The organism is Shewanella sp. (genome assembly GCF_041630135.1).
Lineage (GTDB): Bacteria > Pseudomonadota > Gammaproteobacteria > Enterobacterales > Shewanellaceae > Shewanella.
Window position 1 is genome coordinate 58,845 of record NZ_JBFKLW010000011.1, and the last position, 20,562, is coordinate 79,406.

Annotated in this window: 23 protein-coding genes; 13 read left to right on the top strand and 10 right to left on the bottom strand. The window is 53.2% G+C overall.

The window, feature by feature from the left end:
- Positions 1-183: 183 nt before the first annotated feature.
- The 4 genes from pepQ (at position 184) to hemG (ABYK60_RS04885) (ending at position 4,196) form a co-directional block, all read left to right on the top strand.
- Positions 184-1,503, top strand: a complete 1,320-nt coding sequence (gene pepQ, locus ABYK60_RS04870) for a Xaa-Pro dipeptidase (RefSeq protein WP_372870824.1) — start codon at positions 184-186, stop codon at positions 1,501-1,503.
- A gap of 2 nt (positions 1,504-1,505) precedes the next feature.
- On the top strand, positions 1,506-2,126 hold the full coding sequence (locus ABYK60_RS04875) for a YigZ family protein (RefSeq protein WP_372870803.1): 621 nt from the start codon (positions 1,506-1,508) through the stop codon (positions 2,124-2,126).
- A gap of 82 nt (positions 2,127-2,208) precedes the next feature.
- On the top strand, positions 2,209-3,666 hold the full coding sequence (locus ABYK60_RS04880) for a TrkH family potassium uptake protein (RefSeq protein WP_126168888.1): 1,458 nt from the start codon (positions 2,209-2,211) through the stop codon (positions 3,664-3,666).
- A 2-nt stretch (positions 3,667-3,668) separates the two neighbouring features.
- Complete coding sequence (gene hemG, locus ABYK60_RS04885) at positions 3,669-4,196, top strand: menaquinone-dependent protoporphyrinogen IX dehydrogenase (protein WP_372870804.1); 528 nt, start codon at positions 3,669-3,671, stop codon at positions 4,194-4,196.
- A 7-nt stretch (positions 4,197-4,203) separates the two neighbouring features.
- Here the strand turns inward: hemG (ABYK60_RS04885) and ABYK60_RS04890 are convergent, their stop codons facing one another.
- Positions 4,204-4,512 (bottom strand): ArsR/SmtB family transcription factor, encoded by a 309-nt coding sequence (locus ABYK60_RS04890; RefSeq protein WP_372870805.1) that lies wholly within the window; start codon positions 4,510-4,512, stop codon positions 4,204-4,206.
- Positions 4,513-4,712: 200 nt separating this feature from the next.
- Here ABYK60_RS04890 and hemG (ABYK60_RS04895) point away from each other — a divergent pair, with 200 nt between their 5' ends.
- Positions 4,713-5,273, top strand: coding sequence for a menaquinone-dependent protoporphyrinogen IX dehydrogenase (hemG, locus tag ABYK60_RS04895; RefSeq protein WP_372870806.1), 561 nt, complete (start codon positions 4,713-4,715; stop codon positions 5,271-5,273).
- A gap of 49 nt (positions 5,274-5,322) precedes the next feature.
- On the opposite strand, the gene ABYK60_RS04900 is transcribed toward hemG (ABYK60_RS04895), so the two are convergent.
- Genes ABYK60_RS04900 through def form a run of 5 tightly spaced genes read right to left on the bottom strand, consistent with a single transcriptional unit; the run spans position 5,323 to position 10,979 of the window.
- Positions 5,323-6,765: a TrkH family potassium uptake protein gene (locus ABYK60_RS04900; protein ID WP_372870807.1), complete on the bottom strand. Its 1,443-nt coding sequence runs from the start codon at positions 6,763-6,765 to the stop codon at positions 5,323-5,325.
- 22 nt (positions 6,766-6,787) lie between these two features.
- The gene (trkA, locus tag ABYK60_RS04905) at positions 6,788-8,197 is read right to left on the bottom strand and encodes a Trk system potassium transporter TrkA (RefSeq protein WP_372870808.1); all 1,410 of its coding nucleotides are present in this window, start codon (positions 8,195-8,197) and stop codon (positions 6,788-6,790) included.
- Positions 8,198-8,214: 17 nt separating this feature from the next.
- On the bottom strand, positions 8,215-9,498 hold the full coding sequence (gene rsmB / locus ABYK60_RS04910) for a 16S rRNA (cytosine(967)-C(5))-methyltransferase RsmB (protein ID WP_372870809.1): 1,284 nt from the start codon (positions 9,496-9,498) through the stop codon (positions 8,215-8,217).
- Positions 9,498-10,460: a methionyl-tRNA formyltransferase gene (gene fmt, locus ABYK60_RS04915; protein ID WP_372870810.1), complete on the bottom strand. Its 963-nt coding sequence runs from the start codon at positions 10,458-10,460 to the stop codon at positions 9,498-9,500. The genes rsmB and fmt overlap by 1 nt, the downstream gene beginning before the upstream one ends.
- A 15-nt stretch (positions 10,461-10,475) precedes the next feature.
- Entirely contained in the window at positions 10,476-10,979 is a 504-nt protein-coding gene (gene def, locus ABYK60_RS04920; protein WP_372870811.1) for a peptide deformylase, read from the bottom strand.
- Positions 10,980-11,104: 125 nt separating this feature from the next.
- Here def and ABYK60_RS04925 point away from each other — a divergent pair, with 125 nt between their 5' ends.
- The 3 genes from ABYK60_RS04925 (at position 11,105) to ABYK60_RS04935 (ending at position 13,791) form a co-directional block, all read left to right on the top strand.
- Complete coding sequence (locus ABYK60_RS04925; RefSeq protein WP_372870812.1) at positions 11,105-12,208, top strand: LysM peptidoglycan-binding domain-containing protein; 1,104 nt, start codon at positions 11,105-11,107, stop codon at positions 12,206-12,208.
- 84 nt (positions 12,209-12,292) lie between these two features.
- Positions 12,293-13,309, top strand: coding sequence for a DNA-processing protein DprA (dprA, locus tag ABYK60_RS04930; RefSeq protein WP_372870813.1), 1,017 nt, complete (start codon positions 12,293-12,295; stop codon positions 13,307-13,309).
- A 2-nt stretch (positions 13,310-13,311) separates the two neighbouring features.
- Positions 13,312-13,791, top strand: coding sequence for a DUF494 family protein (locus ABYK60_RS04935; RefSeq protein WP_372870814.1), 480 nt, complete (start codon positions 13,312-13,314; stop codon positions 13,789-13,791).
- Positions 13,792-13,908: 117 nt separating this feature from the next.
- Here the strand turns inward: ABYK60_RS04935 and ABYK60_RS04940 are convergent, their stop codons facing one another.
- Complete coding sequence (locus ABYK60_RS04940; RefSeq protein WP_372870815.1) at positions 13,909-15,660, bottom strand: collagenase; 1,752 nt, start codon at positions 15,658-15,660, stop codon at positions 13,909-13,911.
- 181 nt (positions 15,661-15,841) lie between these two features.
- Between ABYK60_RS04940 and ABYK60_RS04945 the strand changes: the two genes are divergently transcribed.
- From ABYK60_RS04945 to hemF, 3 genes are all read left to right on the top strand, one after another.
- Positions 15,842-16,405 carry a topoisomerase DNA-binding C4 zinc finger domain-containing protein gene (locus tag ABYK60_RS04945; RefSeq protein ID WP_372870816.1) on the top strand — a complete coding sequence of 188 codons (564 nt, stop codon included), beginning with the start codon at positions 15,842-15,844 and terminating at the stop codon, positions 16,403-16,405.
- A 106-nt stretch (positions 16,406-16,511) separates the two neighbouring features.
- The gene (locus tag ABYK60_RS04950) at positions 16,512-17,075 is read left to right on the top strand and encodes an L-threonylcarbamoyladenylate synthase (protein WP_372870825.1); all 564 of its coding nucleotides are present in this window, start codon (positions 16,512-16,514) and stop codon (positions 17,073-17,075) included.
- 13 nt (positions 17,076-17,088) lie between these two features.
- Complete coding sequence (hemF, locus tag ABYK60_RS04955) at positions 17,089-18,003, top strand: oxygen-dependent coproporphyrinogen oxidase (protein ID WP_372870817.1); 915 nt, start codon at positions 17,089-17,091, stop codon at positions 18,001-18,003.
- A 33-nt stretch (positions 18,004-18,036) separates the two neighbouring features.
- On the opposite strand, the gene ABYK60_RS04960 is transcribed toward hemF, so the two are convergent.
- Complete coding sequence (locus ABYK60_RS04960; RefSeq protein ID WP_372870818.1) at positions 18,037-18,468, bottom strand: group II truncated hemoglobin; 432 nt, start codon at positions 18,466-18,468, stop codon at positions 18,037-18,039.
- Between the two features lie 164 nt (positions 18,469-18,632).
- On the opposite strand from ABYK60_RS04960, the gene aroE reads away from it, so the two are divergent.
- Complete coding sequence (gene aroE / locus ABYK60_RS04965) at positions 18,633-19,454, top strand: shikimate dehydrogenase (protein WP_372870819.1); 822 nt, start codon at positions 18,633-18,635, stop codon at positions 19,452-19,454.
- Between the two features lies 1 nt (position 19,455).
- Positions 19,456-19,713, top strand: coding sequence for a DUF1488 domain-containing protein (locus ABYK60_RS04970; RefSeq protein ID WP_372870820.1), 258 nt, complete (start codon positions 19,456-19,458; stop codon positions 19,711-19,713).
- On the opposite strand, the gene ABYK60_RS04975 is transcribed toward ABYK60_RS04970, so the two are convergent.
- Both ABYK60_RS04975 and ABYK60_RS04980 read right to left on the bottom strand, forming a co-directional pair.
- Positions 19,710-20,258, bottom strand: coding sequence for a gamma carbonic anhydrase family protein (locus tag ABYK60_RS04975; RefSeq protein ID WP_372870821.1), 549 nt, complete (start codon positions 20,256-20,258; stop codon positions 19,710-19,712). The two genes, ABYK60_RS04970 and ABYK60_RS04975, sit on opposite strands and share 4 nt — an antisense overlap.
- Positions 20,259-20,356: 98 nt before the next feature.
- On the bottom strand, positions 20,357-20,562 hold a 206-nt coding region (locus ABYK60_RS04980), incomplete at its 5' end, for a hypothetical protein (RefSeq protein ID WP_372870822.1).

Below are 20,562 nucleotides of genomic sequence, written 5' to 3' on the forward strand. Positions count from 1 at the left end.
GTCCAAAAAACAAAAATTACAACACCCAATTTAAACGACTGTTTGATTGATTGGCTACGAGGAGGATTTTTACCCTTTGTGATACACTGCACAGCACACAGAATAGTTCGCCAAGACGGTGTTTGGGATATGTATTTTCAAATATCCGTCGGTTGGCGTAGTGAGCACAGAGGATGGAACATGATGGAAAATTTGGCCCCACTGTACGTCAACCATATTCAGGAACAAAGTCGTCGGGTAGCTGATGTGTTGGCCCGTGAACAACTGCAGGGGCTTGCCATTCATTCAGGCCAGTACCGTCGTCAGTTTTTGGATGACATGAATTATCCCTTCAAGGTTAATCCCCACTTCAAGGCCTGGTTACCGGTGCTGGATAATCCCAACTGCTGGATTCTGACCAACGGTCAGGAAAAGCCGGTGCTGGTGTTTTATCGCCCTGAGGATTTTTGGCACAAGGTGAGTGATGTGCCCGAGAGTTTCTGGACCGAGCATTTTGATATCAAGCTACTGACAAAGGCTGAAAAAGTGGCCGACCTGCTGCCGAAAAACCTCGATGGCTGGGCCTACATTGGTGAGCATCTGGACGTGGCCGATGTACTTGGTTTCAAGAGCCGCAACCCCGATGGGGTGATGAACTACCTGCACTGGCATCGCAGCTTCAAGACTGACTATGAACTTGAGTGTATGCGCGAGGCCAACCGTATCGCGGTAATTGGTCACAATGCCGCGCGGGAAGGCTTTTACAAGGGGGCCAGCGAGTTTGAGATCCAGCAGCAGTATTTGTCGGCCATAGGTCAGGGCGAAAACGATGTACCCTACGGCAATATTATTGCCCTCAATCAGAACGCCGCGATTCTGCATTACACCGCGCTTGAGCACAGCAATCCGGCGCAGCGGTTATCGTTTTTGATTGATGCAGGCGCCTCCTTTCATGGCTATGCCTCCGACATTACCCGTACCTATGCGTTTGAAAAGAACGCCTTTGACGACTTAATCAAGGCCATGGACAAGCTGCAACGGGAACTGGTGGAACTTATCCGCCCCGGTATGCGCTTTACCGAGCTGCATCTGGCGACCCATAACAAACTGGCAGCGCTGATGCTGGAAATGAACATCGCCAAAGGCGATAAGGACGCCTTGGTAGAGCAGGGCGTTACCTCGGCATTTTTCCCCCATGGTCTTGGTCATATGCTGGGGCTGCAGGTGCATGATGTGGCCGGTTTTGCCAACGACGAGCGTGGCACTCATTTGGCAGCGCCCGCCGAACATCCGTTTTTGCGTTGTACTCGGGTGCTGGCACCAAGACATGTGCTGACCATTGAGCCCGGTTTTTACATCATAGACTCTTTGCTGGCGGTCCTGAAAAATGATGGCCGCAGCGCCCTGGTGAATTGGGACATGGTCGACACCCTGCGTCCCTTCGGTGGCATTCGCATTGAGGATAATGTGATTGTGCATCAGGAACGCAACGAGAACATGACCCGGGTTCTGGGACTTAACTGATAGTGGCAGAGAAGTACCCCATTCCGGCGGGCGAGCTGGTGTTTGAAGAAGAAATCAAGGCCAGCCGCTTTATCACGGTTCTGAGTCATTGCAGCAGTGAAGTTGATTTGAAGTCAGTGCTTACTGACGTTAAGGCCCGCTACCCGGGTGCAAGTCATTACTGCTGGGCCTATGTTGCGGCAGCACCGGATAACAGTGTTGCCATTGGTTCAAGCGATGATGGTGAGCCAGCCGGCAGTGCCGGTCGGCCGATGCTGGCTACCCTGCAAGGTTCGGGGTTGGGAGAGGTTTGCGCTGTAGTGGTGCGTTATTACGGCGGCACCAAACTCGGGGTGGGCGGTCTGGTGCGGGCTTATACCTCGGGTATCAAAAAAGCATTGCCGACATTGCCGACTATGCTGCGGGAGCTTAAATATCCGTCTTGCCTTTGCTGTGACTATGCGCAGCTTGCGGATATCGAGTATCTGCTGGGCAAACACGGCGGTGATATTCTTGAGCGGAATTTTGGTGGCAAGGTGACGCTGCAACTGCAATTGCCCAAAGCAAATCTGATGGAACTCAATCGGGATTTGGCGACTCTCAGCCAGGGGCAAATTGTTCTCAAATTCGACAAATTCGAATGAGTGTCAGCGCGGCTGATTTGTGCGACAATCCTTCGAATAAACAAAAAGTGCCCCACAATAAGGGAATGCCAAAAGCAGCTCCATGCAATACAGAACAATAATAAGGATTACCGGCCTGCTGATGGGGCTCTTCTCCATCACCATGCTGCCACCGGCGCTGGTTGCCATCTATTACAAAGATGGTGGCGGTACTGCTTTTATTCAGGCGTTTGTGGTGAGCCTTATTTTGGGATTTCTGTTCTGGTATCCCAATCGCCAGCACAAATCTGAGCTGCGCACCCGCGAGGGCTTTTTGATTGTGGTACTGTTCTGGACAGTACTGGGCTCTATTGGTGCCCTGCCGTTTATCTTCTCTTCCACCCCCGATTTGAGTTGGACCGATTCTTTCTTCGAATCGTTCTCGGCGTTGACTACCACGGGGGCAACAGTAATTGTTGGGCTCGACAGCCTGCCCAAGGCGATTCTGTTCTATCGCCATTTGTTGCAGTGGCTCGGCGGTATGGGGATCATCGTATTGGCGGTGGCCATTTTGCCTGTGCTGGGCATTGGGGGCATGCAGCTGTACCGCGCTGAGATCCCGGGGCCGGTGAAAGACAGCAAGATGACGCCGCGGATTGCCGAAACCGCCAAGGCGCTCTGGTACATTTATCTGCTGCTGACCACTGCCTGTGCGCTGGCCTACTGGGCCGCTGGTATGTCGGTGTTCGATGCCATTTGTCACTCGTTTTCCACGATCGCCATCGGCGGCTTCTCAACCCACGATGCCAGCATGGGCTACTTCGACAGCCCGATGATCAACATGATTTGCGTGGTGTTTCTGCTGATTGCGGCGGTGAACTTCAGTGTCCACTTTGCGGCGTTCAGTCGACGTGGCATTAATCTCAAGGTGTATTTCAAGGACACCGAATTCAAGATCCTGATAGTGATCCAACTGCTGCTGACCGCTATCTGTTTTGCCACCTTGCTGCACTCCGGCATTTATGATTCAGCTGAGGAAACCCTGGACTATGCGCTGTTCCAGGCGGTGTCGATTTCGACTACTGCTGGCTTTGGTACCGAGAGCTTCCACCTGTGGCCGCTGTTTTTACCGATGCTGCTGATTTTCTCAAGCTTTATCGGCGGCTGCGGCGGTTCAACCGCAGGTGGTATCAAGGTGATACGGGTACTGCTGCTGTTGCTGCAGGGTAGCCGTGAGCTGAAGCGACTCATCCACCCACGGGCGATGTTTTCTATTCGTATCGGCAATACGGCGCTGCCGGACAGGGTTGTGGATGCGGTGTGGGGCTTCTTTTCGGCCTACGCGCTGGTGTTCGTGATTTGTATGCTGATTTTGATGGCCATGGGGCTGGACGATATTACCGCCTTCAGTGCCACCGCAGCCTGTTTGAACAACCTGGGCCCCGGCTTGGGCGAAGTGGCCAGTAACTATGCCAGTATCGGTGATGGCGCCAAGTGGGTGCTGGTCGTGGCCATGCTGTTTGGCCGACTGGAAATCTTTACCCTGCTGGTGCTGTTTACGCCTACCTTCTGGAAGACCTGATAATGAAGACGCTTATCCTTTACTCCACCGTCGATGGCCAAACCTTACGTATTTGCGAGCGTATCAAGGCACGCTGCGAAGCGGTGGGCGAGACAGTCACCCTGGCGGATATCAGTGAGGCAGCGACACTGCTGGCTGAGGCCGACAAGGTGTTGGTTGGTGCGAGTATCAGATATGGCAAGCACAGACCGGCACTGTTTGAATTTGCCGCTGCGAATGCCGGGATGCTTGCCAGCAAGATAAACGGCTTTTTCACCGTGAATGTGGTGGCGCGCAAAAGCGAGAAGAATACTCCGCAAACCAACCCTTATATGCAGAAGTTTTTGCAGTTGTCCAAGTGGCAGCCACAGCAGCTGGGGGTGTTTGCGGGAAAGATTGATTATCCGCGCTATGGCCTGTTCGACCGCAGCATGATCCGTTTCATCATGTGGATCACCAAGGGCCCCACCGATGTGAAGGGCACTTTTGAGTTTACCGATTGGGATAAGGTTGACGGCTTCGGCGATGCCTTTGCCGCCCGAAAAGACTGAGTGCCTGTCAGACGCTGCAATAGCGTTTATGCAGAATGGAAATGATGTCTGTGACCTGTTCGTTTTTAAGCTTGTAGTACACCAACTGAGAGCTTTTACGGGTATCCACCAAATCTTCAGCCCTAAGCACCGCCAGGTGCTGTGACAGCGCCGACTGGCTCAGGGGGACTATTTCGTTGAGCTCGGTGACGCTCAGTTCGTTGTCCAGCAGCAGACAGAGGATCATCAACCGATAGGGGTTGGCGATAGCTTTAAGCCATTTGGCGGCGTTTTCGGCGTTGCCGACCATAGCATCTACATCAATAGTCTGTGGCATCAGTAACCTCTGTCCGTTAATCCGAATGGGATGTTTGATTAGATGATTCTAATTGACTGTGGGGTTCAAGGCAATTTTCCTATTCATAACTGTGACATCGGTGGCAATTGCGCATTTATGATGTCCGTTTGTGACCTGAAGGCAGGACACTTGGCCAAGTGCTTGCCACAATAAGGCGTTCATAGTTTGCGGAGCCCAGCATGTCTCAGTCAGCCAAGCGTCAGATCCTGCTCATTTATTTTTCCCGTGGTGGCCATACCCGCAAGATATCTGAAGCCATGGCTTCCAGGCTGAACGCGTTGGGCCATGAATGCAGCCTGATGTCGGTGGCCGAGGCGCTGGCCGCCGAGCCTGACTGGCAACGCTTCGATGTGGTGGCGCTGGGTGCCTGTGTGCTGTACGGCACTTACCATAAGTCAGTGTTTGAGCTGGTTAACCGCTATCAGGCTGCGCTGGCGTCAAGACCTTCAAGTTTCTATTGCATTAACGTGGTGGCCCGTAACCCCGAAAAGCGGGTGCTGGAAAACAACAAGTACCTGCAAAAGTTTTTAAGCCTGTCCCCCTGGCAACCCCAGGATTTGAAAATCATCGCCGGTAAGGTGGATTACCCATCCTGGCCCTGGTACGACGCCCTGATGATCCGGTTGATTATGAAGATGACCAATGGCCCTACAGATCCGAAGGCGGTTATTGACTACACCGACTGGCAGGATGTTGACAGGTACGCGCAGCACCTGCTGACGTTAGTGAAAGCTGATTGAGTCGGCCGAAAGGAAGATATTTTGATAGCGGGATGACAGGATTGGGCTGTCAGTACTGCCAGAACTTGGGGTGAAACAACACAGCTACGGTGAGAATTTCCAGTCGTCCCAGCAACATGCCCAACGACAGTGCCCACTTTGCGCTGTCGGGCAGTCCGGCAAAGTTACCCGCCGGGCCTATCACAGGCCCAAGCCCTGGTCCGACGTTGGTTACCGCTGTAATGGCGCCGGTCAGGCTCGAAACGGGGTCCACCCCCACTGCCACCAGAAACACCGCCAGCGCCACAGTCACGCCCACAAACAGCAGGATGAAAGTGACCAAAGAGCGAATGATGTCTTCGCTGATGGGGCGGTTGTTATAGCGTTCCCTAAATATGCCCGCTGGGTGGATTTGCTGCTTTAATTGTTCGCGCATAATGGCAAAGGCGATTTGAAAGCGGAAGATTTTAATCCCGCCAGAGGTAGAGCCTGAGCAGGCACCGACAAACATCAGGAACAGAAAGGCGATGTTGGCCAGTGGCCCCCAGGCACCATAGTCGGTGAGGCCGTACCCTGTGGTAGTCACCACTGACACTACGTTAAAACAGGTAAGACGCAGGGCATCGATAAACGAAAGCTCTTTTACCGGCGCCAGCCATAGCGCCAGCGCTACACTTATCGCACCGACAAACAGCAGGAAGCCCTTCACCTGAGCGTCGTTCCACACCTTGGCACTGCGACCGCGGATCATCTGCACAAACAGTAGCAGTGGCAGGCCGCCCGCCAGCATAAAAACGGTGCCGACCCAATGGGCGCCAGGGCTGAAATGAGCCATGGATTGATCCGATGTCGAGTACCCGCCGGTGGAGAGGGTTGTCATGGCGTGATTGATGGCTTCAAACCAGTCCATATCCGCAGCGTGATAAGCCAATCCACAAAGAATAGTCAGCAGTATGTAAACCTGAAACAGGTGCTTGGCCATGTCCTGGGTACGGGGTGTAGCCTTGTCGCTCCAGTCGGAAGATTCAGTGCGAAACAGCCGCATGCCGCCCACGTTCAGGAAGGGCAATACCGCCACTGCCATCACGATAAAACCTATACCCCCGAGCCACTGCAACAGGGAGCGCCAGATAAGGATACTGCGGTCCATATTGTCGAGCCCCGACAGCACGGTGGAACCCGTGGTGGTGATGCCGGACATGGTTTCGAAAAAGGCATCTGTGTAGTTGATACCGTGGTAGAGGGTAAAGGGCAGCGCCGCAAACAGGCTTACCACAAACCAGGTGATGCTGGTCAGCAAAAACATGTCACGGATATTGAGCTTAATGTGTTTTTGCTTACCGCCGCTGATACAGAAGCTGGCAGCAATCGCGGTGACCATGGCTGAAATCATAAAGGCGCCGGAGGTTTCATCCCCATGTACCAGGGCAAACAGTAGCGGGATGAGCATGAACCCTGCCAACATCGACAGAAAGGTGCCGAGAATGAAGAGCAGGGGCCTTAAATTCAGCATGACTGGCTCGGTTTCTGCTTGTTCAGAAGAAGAAAGCGCTGGGTTGGAACAGCTTTTCCACTTCGCCGATAAACTTTTTGTTTACCAGGAACAGTATTACGTGGTCGCCTTGCTCGATCACTGTTTTATCGTGAGCCATCAGCACCTCGTCGTTGCGCACTATGGCACCTATGGTGGTACCCGGTGGCAGACGAACTTCGCCGATTTGCTTGCCCACTACCTTGGAAGTACTTGGGTCGCCGTGGGCGATGGCTTCAATGGCCTCGGCGGCGCCGCGGCGCAGTGAATACACGTTGCAGATATCGCCCTGACGAATGTGCGTGAGCAGTGCGGAAATGGTAGCTTGCTGTGGCGAAATGGCGATATCGATATTGGCCTCCTGAACAATATCCACATAGGCTTCGCGCTGAATAAGCACCATCACCTTTTTGGCACCCATGCGTTTGGCCAGCAGTGCCGACATGATGTTGGCTTCATCGTCATTGGTCACGGCAATAAACACATCGGTTTGGTCTATGTGCTCTTCCAGCAGCAGTTCCTGATCCGAGGCATCACCACAAAATACGGTGGTGTTTTGCAACTTTTCAGACAGTGCCTCGGCGCGCTCGGCTCTGTGTTCAATCAGCTTGACGGAATGACTGCGCTCAAGCTTTTTCGCCAGCCCCAAACCAATGTTACCACCGCCGGCAATCATGATATTGCGGTAGCTGTTGTCCAACTTCTGCATTTCACTCATTACTGCACGGATATGGCGGCTGTCGGCCACGAAGAAGACTTCGTCGTCGGCCTCAATAATAGTGGTGCCGCGGGGCATGATAGGGCGACCCTGGCGGAAAATGGCTGCCACCCGGGTATCGATATTGGGCATGTGCTCGCGCAGTGCTGCAAGCGCATTGCCCACCAGCGGGCCGCCGTAATAGGCCCTGACCGCCACCAGACTCAGCTTTCCGTCGGCAAATTCCAGCACCTGCAGGGCGCCGGGGTACTCAACCAAACGCTGAATATAGGAGGTAACCAACTGCTCGGGGGCGATGAGTTCGTCAATCACGAAGCCGCCGCGGGTGCGGTTATCGGAATTTTTGGTTTCGCTGTCGATGAACAGTCTATCCTGCATATGCAGATACTGCTCGGAGCGAATACGGGCAATCTTGGTGGGAGTGCCAAACAGGGTGTAGGCAATCTGGCAGGCCGACATATTGCATTCGTCGCTGTTGGTCACGGCAATCAGCATATCAGCATCTTCGGCACCGGCTTCACGCAGTACATCAGGGTGGGCTCCGTGTCCTGCGACCACCCTCAGGTCGTATTTATCCTGCAGGCTGCGAAGCTTGCTTTTGTCGGAATCGACAATGGTGATGTCGTTGTTTTCGCCCACCAGGTTTTCTGCCAGGGTTCCCCCGACCTGACCGGCGCCCAAGATGATAATTTTCATGGCGTTTGCCTAAATCCCTAAACCAGCGCTTTTTTCAGGCGGGCATAATAAAACCCGTCCATGTCGTCCTGTCCCGGCAGGATTTGCCAGCCGATATCATTATTGCTTGCCTGGTTGGGCAGGGCTTCAAGAGTCGCATCTGTGGTGCGTTCGAGGAAGGCCTTAATCTGCTCACGGTTTTCTTCAGGCAAAATAGAACAGGTTGCGTACAGCAGTGTGCCACCAGGCTTGAGCCACTGCCAGCAGTTGTCGAGAATTTGCTGCTGAAGTTTGGCAAGCTCGGCAATGTCGTTGTTTTGTCTTAGCCATTTGATGTCCGGATGGCGGCGAATCACCCCGGTTGCAGAGCAGGGCGCATCCAGCAGGATGCGGTCAAACTTGTCGCCTTGCCACCAACTGCTGATATCACCGGCATCGCCGTGGATAACCTTGGCGTTGAGTTTGAGCCGCTCCAGGTTTTGCGACACCCGTTCGAGACGCTTTTCGTCGAAGTCCACTGCGACCAGCTCGATGTCGGCCAGCTCCAGCAGATGGCAGCTTTTACCGCCGGGCGCGGCACAGGCATCGAGCACCAGCTCGCCGTTTTGCGGCGCCAGCAGGCTTGCTGCCCACTGAGCTGCGCCATCCTGCACCGAACTTGCGCCATCGGCAAAATGCGGCAGGCGGGCAACATCGGTGGCAAACTCGAGGCAAATAGCGTCTTCACCCGTACCGGCAACGGCGCTTATATCTGCATCGGCAAGTGCCTGCAAATAGACATCGCGGCTTTGGTGGCGACGGTTGTTTCTAAGCCACATTGGCGGGCGCTGATGTGACGCCTCAATGATGTGTTCCCATGTTTCAGGGTAGGCATCTTTGAGGCGGCGGATTATCCAGGCCGGGAAGTTGTACTTCAAGGTGTCGTTGGACTCATCCAGCGGAGGCACCTGACGCTGAATATTGCGCAGCACTCCGTTGACCACCTTCACCAGACTCTCGAAGCCGAGGGCGCGGCAGCCTTCGGCGGTTTCGGAAATGGCGGCGTGGGCCGGTACCCGGGTGAAATACAACTGATAGGCACCGACGAGCAGCAACTGGTGAATCACCCGTTGTTTGCCCTTGAGGGGCTTTTGCATATAACCACTGACCAGCTTGTCGAGCTGAGGCAGGCTGCGCATGACGCCGTAACAGATTTCAGCAAGCAGTGCCTTGTCTTTGCCATCACGTAAAAATTGCTGCTGGTTAGGCAGGGCGATTGAGAGCGACACGCCGCGCTCCAGCACATCAAAAATCGCCTTGGCGGCGAGGGCTCGGATATTCATTACTCGCTTGCCTCTGGGCTTGCCAGTTGGGTGCCGGGAGTAAACCAGTCGCCGCGGCTATTAAGGATATCGGCTACGTCCATGGGCTTTTTGCCGGGCAGCTGCATTTTTTGAATACGCAGAATGCCATCGCCGGTCGCAACATCTATGCCTTGTTTGCCTGCGGCAACTATGGTGCCGGGCGCCTTGGCGCTGGGTTCAGCCAGTACGCTTGTCTGCCAAACCTTGATGATCTGACCCTGATGTTTAAAGTAGCTCACAGGCCAGGGGTTAAAGGCGCGAACTTCCTGCCACAAATTTTTGGCGGGCTTGGCAAAATCGAGACGAGCCTCTTCTTTGCTGAGCTTCTCGGCATAGTTTGCCTGAGCTTCATCCTGCTTTTCAGCGCTCAGGCGGCCTTCGCTGAGGGCGGATAGGGCTTCGAGCAGTGCTTCAGGGCCTTGGCCGGCCAGCTTTTCATATAGGCTGGCGGAGGTGTCATCATCTTCAATGGGCAGGCGGGTTTTGAGCAGCATGTCGCCGGTATCCAGCCCTACATCCATTTGCATGATGGTGACGCCGGTTTCTGTGTCACCGGCCCACAGGGCTCGTTGGATTGGCGCGGCTCCGCGCCAGCGCGGCAGAATCGAACCATGAACGTTGATGCAGCCAAGGCGCGGAGTATCCAGCACAACTTTAGGCAGGATAAGACCATAGGCCACCACCACCATAATATCGGCGCCGAGAGCTGCCAGTTGTTGCTGCGCCTCTTCTTTGCGAAGTGACTTGGGCTGATAAACAGGGATCTGCTGCTCAAGCGCCAGCGACTTCACCGGGCTGGGGGTGAGCTTTTGCCCCCGTCCGGCGGGACGGTCGGGCTGGGTATAAACGGCGATGACCTCATGGTCAGAGCCCAGCAGCGCCTGCAGGTGACGCGCTGCAAAATCCGGCGTGCCGGCAAAGATGATTTTCAGTGGCTTCAAAACGTTACCTGAATCTTATTTTTCGAGACGAGCGGCTTTTTCCAGCTTCTGACGAATACGCTGGCGCTTGAGTGGCGACAGGTAGTCGACAAACAGCTTGCCCATAAGGTGATCCATTTCGTGCTGCAGGCAGATTGCAAACAGGCCATCTGCTTCAACGCTGAACTCTTTGCCATGGCGGTCGAGCGCTTTTACAGTCACGAATTCACTTCGGTCCACTTTGGCATAAACACCCGGCACCGAAAGGCAGCCTTCTTCATTACAAAAATCGCCGCTTTTGGCCACAATTTCAGGGTTAATGAACACATTGGGGCGTTCGATATCGTCCTGCAGATCCATAACGATAAGGCGTTGATGAAAATCCACCTGAGTGGCAGCCAGACCAATACCCTTTTCTTCGTACATGGTTTCGAACATGCTGTCGATTTGAGCTTGAAGTTCAGGAGTAAAATGGGTCACCGGCTGGGCAACGGTTCTTAATCTTTCATCGGGGAAACGTAATACTTTCAGTAAAGGCATACATAAACTCTTAACAAGTCTGTCAAATTTGAGCCAGTTGGTTATACTGACTTTGCTATTGGGTCAATTTTAATCCGTAGTGACAATCAATAACAGTAAAAGCTCGCCCTAACGAGCCAAACAACATGGATGCTCCCATGAAACGGTTAATTCTAGTCGCGTTAATGTCGGTAACCAGTTCGTTTGCATTGGCTGATACCCTGACTCTTAAGCCAGGCCATCCGGACACTTATGTGGTTGTAAAGGGAGATACCTTATGGGATATCTCCGGGAAATTTTTAAATGATCCCTGGCGGTGGCCTAAGCTGTGGGGGGCAAACCCTCAAATTGCCAACCCCCATCTGATTTATCCCGGTGATCGTTTGACGCTGGTATTTATCGATGGTCAGCCAAGATTGGTACTCAAGCCTCAGGTTCGCAAGAGCCCCGAGGGACGAGTGATGCCCAAGGGCGGTGCCATTCCAGCTGTCAGCCTTGAAGTGATTCAGCCTTATTTGAGTCAAAACCGTGTGGTTGACGCAGACTGGTTTGCTCAACAGCCATTGATTCTGGGGGGTGAAAGTCCTTCACGGTATCACATTGAGAGTGATGTGATTTATGTTCAGGCCAATTTACCGGTGGGTATGAAAATCGCCGCTTATCAAGCGGGGAGAACATTCTCAGATAAGGTCACTGAAGAAGTACTGGGTCAGGAAGTGATTCTTAGCGCCAGCGGCAGGGTTATTGAATCCGGTGAAATTTCCAAGGTGCAATTGCTGACCAACCTACGGGAAACCAAGGCTGGTTATCGGGTGCTGCCTATCGAAGACGATGCCATGTTGTCGGCTTACTTTATGCCTAAACCTGCCGATGTGCAGGATGCCTATGTGCTTGGCACTGATAAAGATATTCGTGAAGCCGGTAAGCTGGATGTGGTCTATATCAGCAAAGGTCTGAACGATGGCGTTGAGCCCGGTGATGTTTTTGCCATTCATCGCGATGGTGAAACCGTGGTGATCAATGACGAAGGCACCCCTGTGTCTGCCATCGATCGTAATGCGTATGGCGACCTGATGGCCAAGTTTGGCAGCGATGATGCCATCAAGCTGCCCAATGTTTACCACGGAAATCTGATGGTGTTTAAGGTGTTTGATAAAGTCAGTATGGGCCTGATCATGGTGAACAGCCGTCCGGTTCGTATGGATGACAAACTCTCTATGCCTTCTCAGAGTGAGATTAAGGGGGAGTAAATCAGCCAGACGCTGGTCGACTGGCTGATTGTCGGTGCGGTTTCCGGGCTTGGACCTGCCCGGATCCGACAGTTACTTGAACACATGGATGTGGAAGAGTTAAGGCAAAGGCTTGAAACCGATAGTGGCTCACTGTCTTTGCCGCCCTCTCTGCGGTCCACATTAACTATTGATTACCGTAAAGTGGATCTTGCGCTCCAATGGCAAGACAACTCCGAGTTTAACCATTTGTTATGCCCGGACAGCGATTGCTATCCACCACTCCTTAAAACTATTTCCGATCCTCCTCCCTTGCTGTTTGTCAAAGGTCAGCCGCAGGCGTTGCTTATTCCGGCTTTGGCCATGGTGGGCAGCAGGGCGGCCAGCTATACCGGACTGCAGACAGCGCGTAAGCTGGCGGCAGATATCGCCAGTCGTGGGCTTGCCGTGGTCAGCGGCCTTGCGGCAGGCATTGATGGTGCCAGCCATCATGGCTGTTTGAGTGTGGGCGGGGTAACCCATGGGATCCTCGGTACAGGTATTGAGCAGGTGTACCCCAAAAAGCATCTGGGGCTGTATCAGGATATTCAAACCAAGGGGTGTGTGGTCAGTGAATTATGGCCAGATGTTGGTGTGTTCGCAGGTAATTTCCCCAAGCGCAATCGGATTGTCGCCGGGATGGCGTTAGGGACCCTGGTGGTAGAGGCCGCCCGCAAGAGTGGTTCTTTGATCAGTGCCCGCTTGGCAATGGAGGAGGGCCGGGAGGTGTTTGCGGTACCGGGGAACATCCTCGATGAGCGCCATCAGGGCTGCCACGATTTATTGCGTCAGGGGGCAAAACTTGTCTGTGAGGCTGCCGATATAGTAGAGGAACTCGACGCTATCTTGCGTTGTCAGCTTGATATGTTGCCTCAAAGCCCCAATATCCAGGCTGAAGCAGGTCAGGAGTTGCCATACCCGGAGCTCTTGGCTAGTGTAGAATATGAGACCACACCCTTAGACAGGTTGGTGGAACATAGTGGTAAACCGATAGATCTTGTGCTGGAACAAATACTTGAGTTGGAGTTACAAGGTTGGGTTGCTGCAGTACCCGGTGGTTACGTCAGAATCAGGAGGAATTAGCCATGTTTGACATCCTCATGTACCTATTCGAGAACTATGTTCAGAATGACCTGGAAGTGGATATGCTGGTGGACGAAGACCAGCTGAAAAAAGAATTGGTTCTGGCAGGTTTCCGTCAGTCTGAAATTATCAAGGCGTTGAACTGGCTCGAGCATCTGGCCGACTTGCGAGACAGTGAGCAGCCTTATCTTTGCAGCCACGAGCAGCACTCATTCCGGGTATACACCCCTGATGAACTTGAGCGTCTGGACGTGGAATGCCGCGGTTTCCTGCTGTTTTTGGAACAGATTAAAGTGCTCAACGTTGAAGCCCGTGAAATGGTCATCGACCGGGTAATGGATTTGGATGAGTCCAGCCTGACTCTGGATGACCTTAAGTGGGTGGTGATGATGGTACTCTTCAATGCGCCCGGGCAGGAGATGGCTTACAACCAGATGGAAAATATGATGTTCGACGAGCAGCCGGGTCGATTGCATTCCTGAGCCGAGGCGCTTTCTGTCAAAGAACTGAGTAAAAAAGAGGAGACCATAGGTCTCCTTTTTTCATACTGCCTTTGGCTTGCGTTGCTTCAGCAAAGCCATGGGTGAGTAAAAGGGGCGTTAGAAATGGAAATGCACGCCCTTTTTATCCTCAGACAGCAACAGGTGCGCTGGTGTTAAGTAGTCACGGTAGGCATAGCGGTTTAGCTTGTGGGGTAATGTTGGCGTATCGCTCACCTGTGGCGCAGATTGTTTGATCTGTTCATCCAGCCACACCTCAAAGCCAGCTTGTTCTTCGTGGGCGAGTTGGCCGAGCAGCGCGTCATAGCCTTCAAAGTAGTCCGTCTTTAACCAGTGAGACAATTCCACCAACGCTGGCGGCCGAGTTTCTGCCAGATAGCGAATGGCGAGATAACTCCAGCGATAGGTTCTATCCAATCCATCCCTGTATTCGGTGGCAAAAATCTCTGCCAGAGTTGGCGCTTCGGCGCGATTTTCCCGTGCCAGCTTGAGGGCTTCAGGGTTGTTATTCGCTTTGGAGACATACTCTGCCAGCCCTTCAGCCCACCACACCATTTTACCCGGGAAGTGGCCAAAACCGCCGTATTTGACGAAACGACCATCGAGATAATGCACGTATTCGTGATTCAGGTTCCAGATGGCAAATTCAGGTGCAATCCACCATTGGCGGAAGGCAAAAAAGCTCGCCTGATTACCGGGTTTGGATGGTGTGCCTTCGATGTACATGCCGCCATTGTCTGTACCTATATCAAACAGCAGTTGTCCGTAAGCGTTGTATTGGCTCCAGCTTTTAAAAGCGACGACCTGCAGCGCCTGATTGAAGTCATTTGGGACGGGGGCGCGACCGGTTTGCAGTAAGGTGTGAAAGCTGTCTTCCTGTGAAATCAGTCGGGTGCAGCTTTCGTCAAACTCCGCTTCGGTCAAATCCTGAGACAGGATATACAAACTGTCTGAACATTCATGGCGCTGGGGCAATACCTGGGTTAGGTCTGGGATCACGCAGAGTTCATCCTGCTCGCACGCTTCTTTACCGGCAAAGCGGTTCACATGGTAACCCAGGGTATAGGCCGTTCTGGCCTCTTCGCCGCGACTTTTGGCATCGGCTGCGGCGATGTTTTTAACTGCTTCATCCAGCGCCAGCTCTTCAGGTGTGGCCTCGCCATCGGCACTGGCAGGCAATGCCAAACGGTAAAGCGCCAGCGCCCAATAGGTATTCATCAACGGCCAGCCATCTTTACTGCTGATGGCTGCCGGGCTGGCGGCAAACTCAAGCAACACTGCCTTGGCGTTTGATGCCAACATAGTTTTGGCCAGGCTGCTATCCGGGTGCTTGCGGCTTTCAAACAGTAAAAAGCCATAAGCTCTTAGGGTTTCCCACAGGGCATAGTCCCGCTCGAGTGAAGCAGGTTGTGCTGCCAATTGCTTTAGCTGCGACGCCAGCAGAACAATAAAAGGTGCAATCTCGGCTCCGCGGTCTTTATCGGCGAGGAAGCGATAGCCCACTACGGCGATTTGTTCGCGGCTGCTGGCAGGAGCTGCCTGCGCCTGTTGCGCCAGAACTTCGGCAAGGCGTGAAGCCTGCTTTGCATCCATTACCTCCATATCACCGAAATAACTGTAGGCACGCAGGTAAACGAGTAGTTGCTCATGGTCTGTTTCTGGCCTTTGCAGCAGTGCCAGCGCCAGGTGGAAGTTGGCACTGCTGTAGAGTTCATTATCGGCTGTCAGCGTATGCTCAATGTTGGCAAGCCTGGACTTAAGCGTATCTGTGATTGTGATGTTTGATGTGGGCGTTTGAGCGCAGCCTGCTAGGGTCAGCATCAGGCTGAGGGCGAGGGATTTGGAGTTCACGTTAAGTCTCTATTGTTGTTTTGGATACAATATAACATTGTGCTTATCAGTTTACACCCTAAAGCATTCCTCCATGGTGAAGGTTAGCCGTCACCTGAGGCCTGCGGGTTATTCAACCTTGTTGGCTTTCGGCCAGGCCTGCCAATTGCTAAAATAGCGGCAGTTTGCAGTAGAGGTCGCCATGTCCAAAATAAATCACAGCCTGTTCAGTGCCCACGAGCACGCCCTGGAGCGTGAGTTCGAGCTCTGCCCCGAGTGCGGCAGCGAGCTGTCGGTGCGTCACAGCAAACATGGCAGTTTTGTTGGCTGCAACAACTACCCCAATTGCCAGTACACCCGTCCCCTGGTACAGCATGAATCCATTGAAACTCAGGTTATTGAAGGCTCTGTCTGCCCTGAGTGCGGCCATGAACTGGCGGTGAAATCCGGCCGGTTCGGCATTTTTATCGGTTGTACTCAATACCCGGAGTGTCATCACATCGAAAAGCCGGATCAGGCGACGCCGGAAGAAGCGGTTGCCTGCCCGGTATGCCAAACCGGGGTGATGGAGCACAGAACCAATCGCTATGGAAAAGGCTTTTATGCCTGCTCCTGCTATCCCAAGTGCAAGTTTTTGGTTAACTACCCACCGGTGTCTGAGTCTTGCCCTGATTGCGGTTTCGGGCTGTTGGTTCAACGAAAGGGTGCAAGCGGCACCCGGCTTGAGTGTCCCAATAAACCGTGCAAATACAAACGCCCGCTGTGATTCGGGCCGCAATTCTTTATGCTTGTCCCCCATGTCGCTATAATGAGCGCCCAGCCCAATGACAGCTGGCATTGGTAAGGTGCCATGAATCTTTGAGGTGACGGTGTTGCTACAGGTAAATCCCTCTGAAATTGCTGATATAGTCGCAGCTGGTGGCGTGCTGAGCTATCCCACCGAAGCCGTATATGGGCTGGGTTGTGACCCGGATAATGACGCCGCAATCAAAAAGCTGCTGGCGGTAAAGCAGCGACCGTGGGAAAAGGGGCTGATTCTCATAGCCAGCCGCTTCGAGCAGTTGGCTCCTTATCTGGATTTAAGCCGAGTGACCGAGAGCCAGTTGCAAACAGCCTTGGACAACTGGCCGGGTTCCTTCACCTTTGTGATTCCGGCCGGAGCTGGGGTATCGCGTATGCTCAGGGGCAGCTTTGATACCATAGCCGTGCGGGTGACCGCCCATGAAGGCGTGCGTGCCATGTGTGATGCCTGCCAAAAGCCGCTGGTGTCCACCAGTGCCAACCTGGCAGGTCAGCCGCCGGCTCTGACGCTGGAAGAGGTTCAAACTCAGCTTGGCGATAAAATCGATGCCGTGGTGATGGGCCGGCTGGGTGGGTCCGGTCAACCGTCCACCATTACTGATATTCTAACAGGCCATATTTTCAGACAAGGATAAGAAGGAACACAGCATGGGACTTCCCAACGCCGATGAGGTAAAAGCGTTTTTAATGCAGCTGCAAGCAGACATCTGCGCTGGCCTGGAAGGGCTGGATGGTAAAGCAAGCTTTGCCACCGACAGCTGGCAGCGCGCCGAGGGCGGCGGTGGGATCAGCCGGGTGCTGACCGATGGTGCAGTGTTTGAGCAGGCCGGGGTGAACTTCTCCCATGTGATGGGTGCCTCCATGCCTGCATCGGCTACGGCGCACCGGCCTGAGCTCGCTGGTCGCAGCTTTGAGGCGATGGGGGTTTCCTTGGTTATCCACCCCAAAAACCCGTATATCCCAACTACCCATGCCAACGTACGCTTCTTTATTGCCCGTAAAGACGGTGCTGACCCCGTGTGGTGGTTTGGTGGTGGTTTCGATTTAACGCCTTACTATCCGTTTGAGTCGGATGTGAAAGAGTGGCACCAAAGCGCCAAAGATCTGTGTGAGCCTTTTGGCGATGATGTGTATCCCAAGTACAAAGAGTGGTGCGATAAGTACTTTTTCCTGCCACACCGTGGTGAAACCCGTGGTGTTGGTGGTCTGTTCTTCGATGATCTTAACCATTGGGAATTTGATAAGTGCTTTAACTATATGCAGGCGGTGGGGAAGGGTTTTCTCAAGGCCTATGGACCCATTGTAGAGCGTCGCAAGGACACGGTTTACGGTGAGCGTGAGCGTGATTTTCAGCTTTATCGTCGTGGCCGCTATGTGGAATTTAACCTGGTGTACGACCGTGGCACCCTGTTTGGGCTGCAAACCGGTGGCCGCACCGAATCGATTCTGATGTCGATGCCGCCGCTGGTGCGTTGGCAATATGCCTACGGCCCTGAAGCCGGAACCCCCGAGGCTGAGCTGTACGAGCGCTTCCTCAAGCCTCAGGATTGGCTGGCAAATTGATTCAAAGGAGTAACCAATAAGCTTTTTGATGGCTTATTGGTTACGCATGTGGTCTGCCAGGGTGGCTATGGCCTGGTAGATTACCTTGCGGTGCTCCTCGTTTTTCACTTCCTGTTCCAGCGCATGCTGCATGCACAACAGCCACTGATCACGCATTTGCTCATTTATAGCAAATGGCATATGGCGTGCTCTCAGTGCCGGATGGCCATATTTCTGCTGAAACAGCTGAGGTCCGCCGAGCCAGCCGCTCAAAAACTCATACAGCTTTTGTTCCGAATGTTCGATTGATCCCGGGTGCATAGCCAGCAGATTTTGGGTGTCCTCTCCTTGTTGCATGCGGGCGTAAAATTGCCTGGCAATAGCGCGTATGGTTTTATCGCCACCTATCATCTCATACGCGTTGGACTGATTCGGGTCCCGGTCATCCGCGGGTTGTTGGCGGAATATCTTCTTTATCCAGTTCATGGTGCTACTCAGTTGTTACTGTTTTTGCCTGGCAATCACTGCCGCGCAGTATACCTCAGCTATGCTTTTGTCGCGTGCCTGAAAATTCCTCTGCACGGCACCATTGCCGTAACCAAAAGGGCGAGGGTAGACTGAAGCCAATTCCATCAGCCGATTTGTTATCCATGACAGACAGATACGCCGTAGTTGGCAATCCCATCAGCCACAGCAAGTCGCCGCAAATCCACGCCATGTTTGCCAGAGAAACAGGGCAGGTTCTCAGCTATGAGGCAATATTGGCGCCTCTGGAAGGCTTTGGTGGCACTGTGGCAGACTTTATGGCCGCGGGTGGCAAAGGAGCCAATGTCACAGTGCCTTTTAAAGAACAGGCATTTGCACTTTGTGATGAACTGAGTGACGATGCCCGTATTGCCGGGGCGGTGAATACGCTGATAAAGCTGCCCGATGGACGCCTTCGGGGTGATAACACCGATGGCATGGGGCTGGTGGCCGACCTAATCAGGCATGGCGTTGAGTTAAGTGGCAAGCGGGTTCTTTTGGTGGGGGCTGGTGGTGCCGCCCGTGGTGCCTTACTGCCGCTTATCCGGGCTGGTGCCAAACTAACTATCACTAACCGTACTTTGAACAAGGCCAATGCGCTGGCTGCGCTGTGTCCTGAGGCCAATATCGAAGTCGTTGAAGGTAACAAGATCCGCAGTGCCTTCGATGTCATTATCAATTCAACTTCGGCCAGTCTTAGTGGTGACTTGCCCGCTTTGGCCGCAAGCGCAGTGGACAGCAAGACCCAGTGCTATGACATGATGTATAGCGCCAAGCCAACAGTCTTTAATGAGTGGGCTCAGTCATTGGGAGCCAAAATGTGTATCGATGGTCTGGGAATGTTGGTGAGTCAGGCGGCTGAAAGTTTTTATTTATGGCGTAGGGTGAGACCTAATACTGCGCCAGTGCTGCAAACCTTGCGGCAGAGTCTTATTTCAGGAGTGTAAAATGAATCAGAGTATTATCTTCGCCGATGCCATTTCTATTGATGGTAAAAAGCAGCAGCTTATGCTGGTGGCCCATCAACAGGGGATGCGTATAGAGTGCCTCCTGCCATTTGAGCGTCTTGCCGCGATGAGCGGAGAAGAAGTGACAGTGACCAACGCGGTCGCCCTGCTCGAAAGTGTGCGCTTTGAAGTGGAAGAGATGGCCGAGGCACTCATCGAAGAAGATGCCTTCGATGAGTGGGGGCGAATAGAGCTTTAAGCAGGAGATTGCTCCTGCAAATACTCATCTTTCAGTAATACGTAGTTTTGAGCTGATTGGGGCAGAAACTTAAGTTCAGCTTCGGTCAGCGGTCTGGCTTGTTTGGCCGGGCTGCCTACATATAAGTAGCCACTCTCCAATACCTTGCCAGGGGGGACCAAAGAGCCCGCGCCCAAAATTACATCATCACTCACATGGGCGCCATCCAATACAATAGCGCCCATGCCAATCAGCACCCGGTTACCCACAGTGCAGCCATGCAGCATAGCTTTGTGCCCTACGGTTACGTCATCACCAATGATCAGCGGGTGCCCGTCGGGCTTGGCAGGAGTCTTGCGGGTAACGTGTAAGCAGGTGCCGTCCTGGATACTGCTCCTTTTTCCTATACGGATATGGTTCACGTCACCACGGGCAGCGACCATGGGCCAAATGCTGGCATCATCATCAAGCTCAATATCACCAACCAGCACACAGGCTTCATCTATATACACATTTTCGCCCAGTTTTGGGGCTATTCCTTTATAGGATCTCAGCGCCTTTGACATAAAAATCTCACAAAATGACGGTTTTTTCGCATTATAAGGCCGAAAAATCGGCAGGTCAGGTCGTTTTTCCCGCAAACGAGGTAAAAAAACAAAAAAACTTAAAAACACCCCTTGCGCAAAAGTTTGGGCTCCCTATAATGCGCATCCACTGACACGGCAAGCAGCGCCAAGCGTAGCGGGTTGTGAAGGTGGTTGAAGCGAGCGAAAGCCAACTTCAACAGCGCTTCAAGAAAGTTTGCAAAAACTGCTTGACGCGAAAACAGGAAAGCGTAGAATACGCAGCCCTGACCCGGTGAGCCAAGCG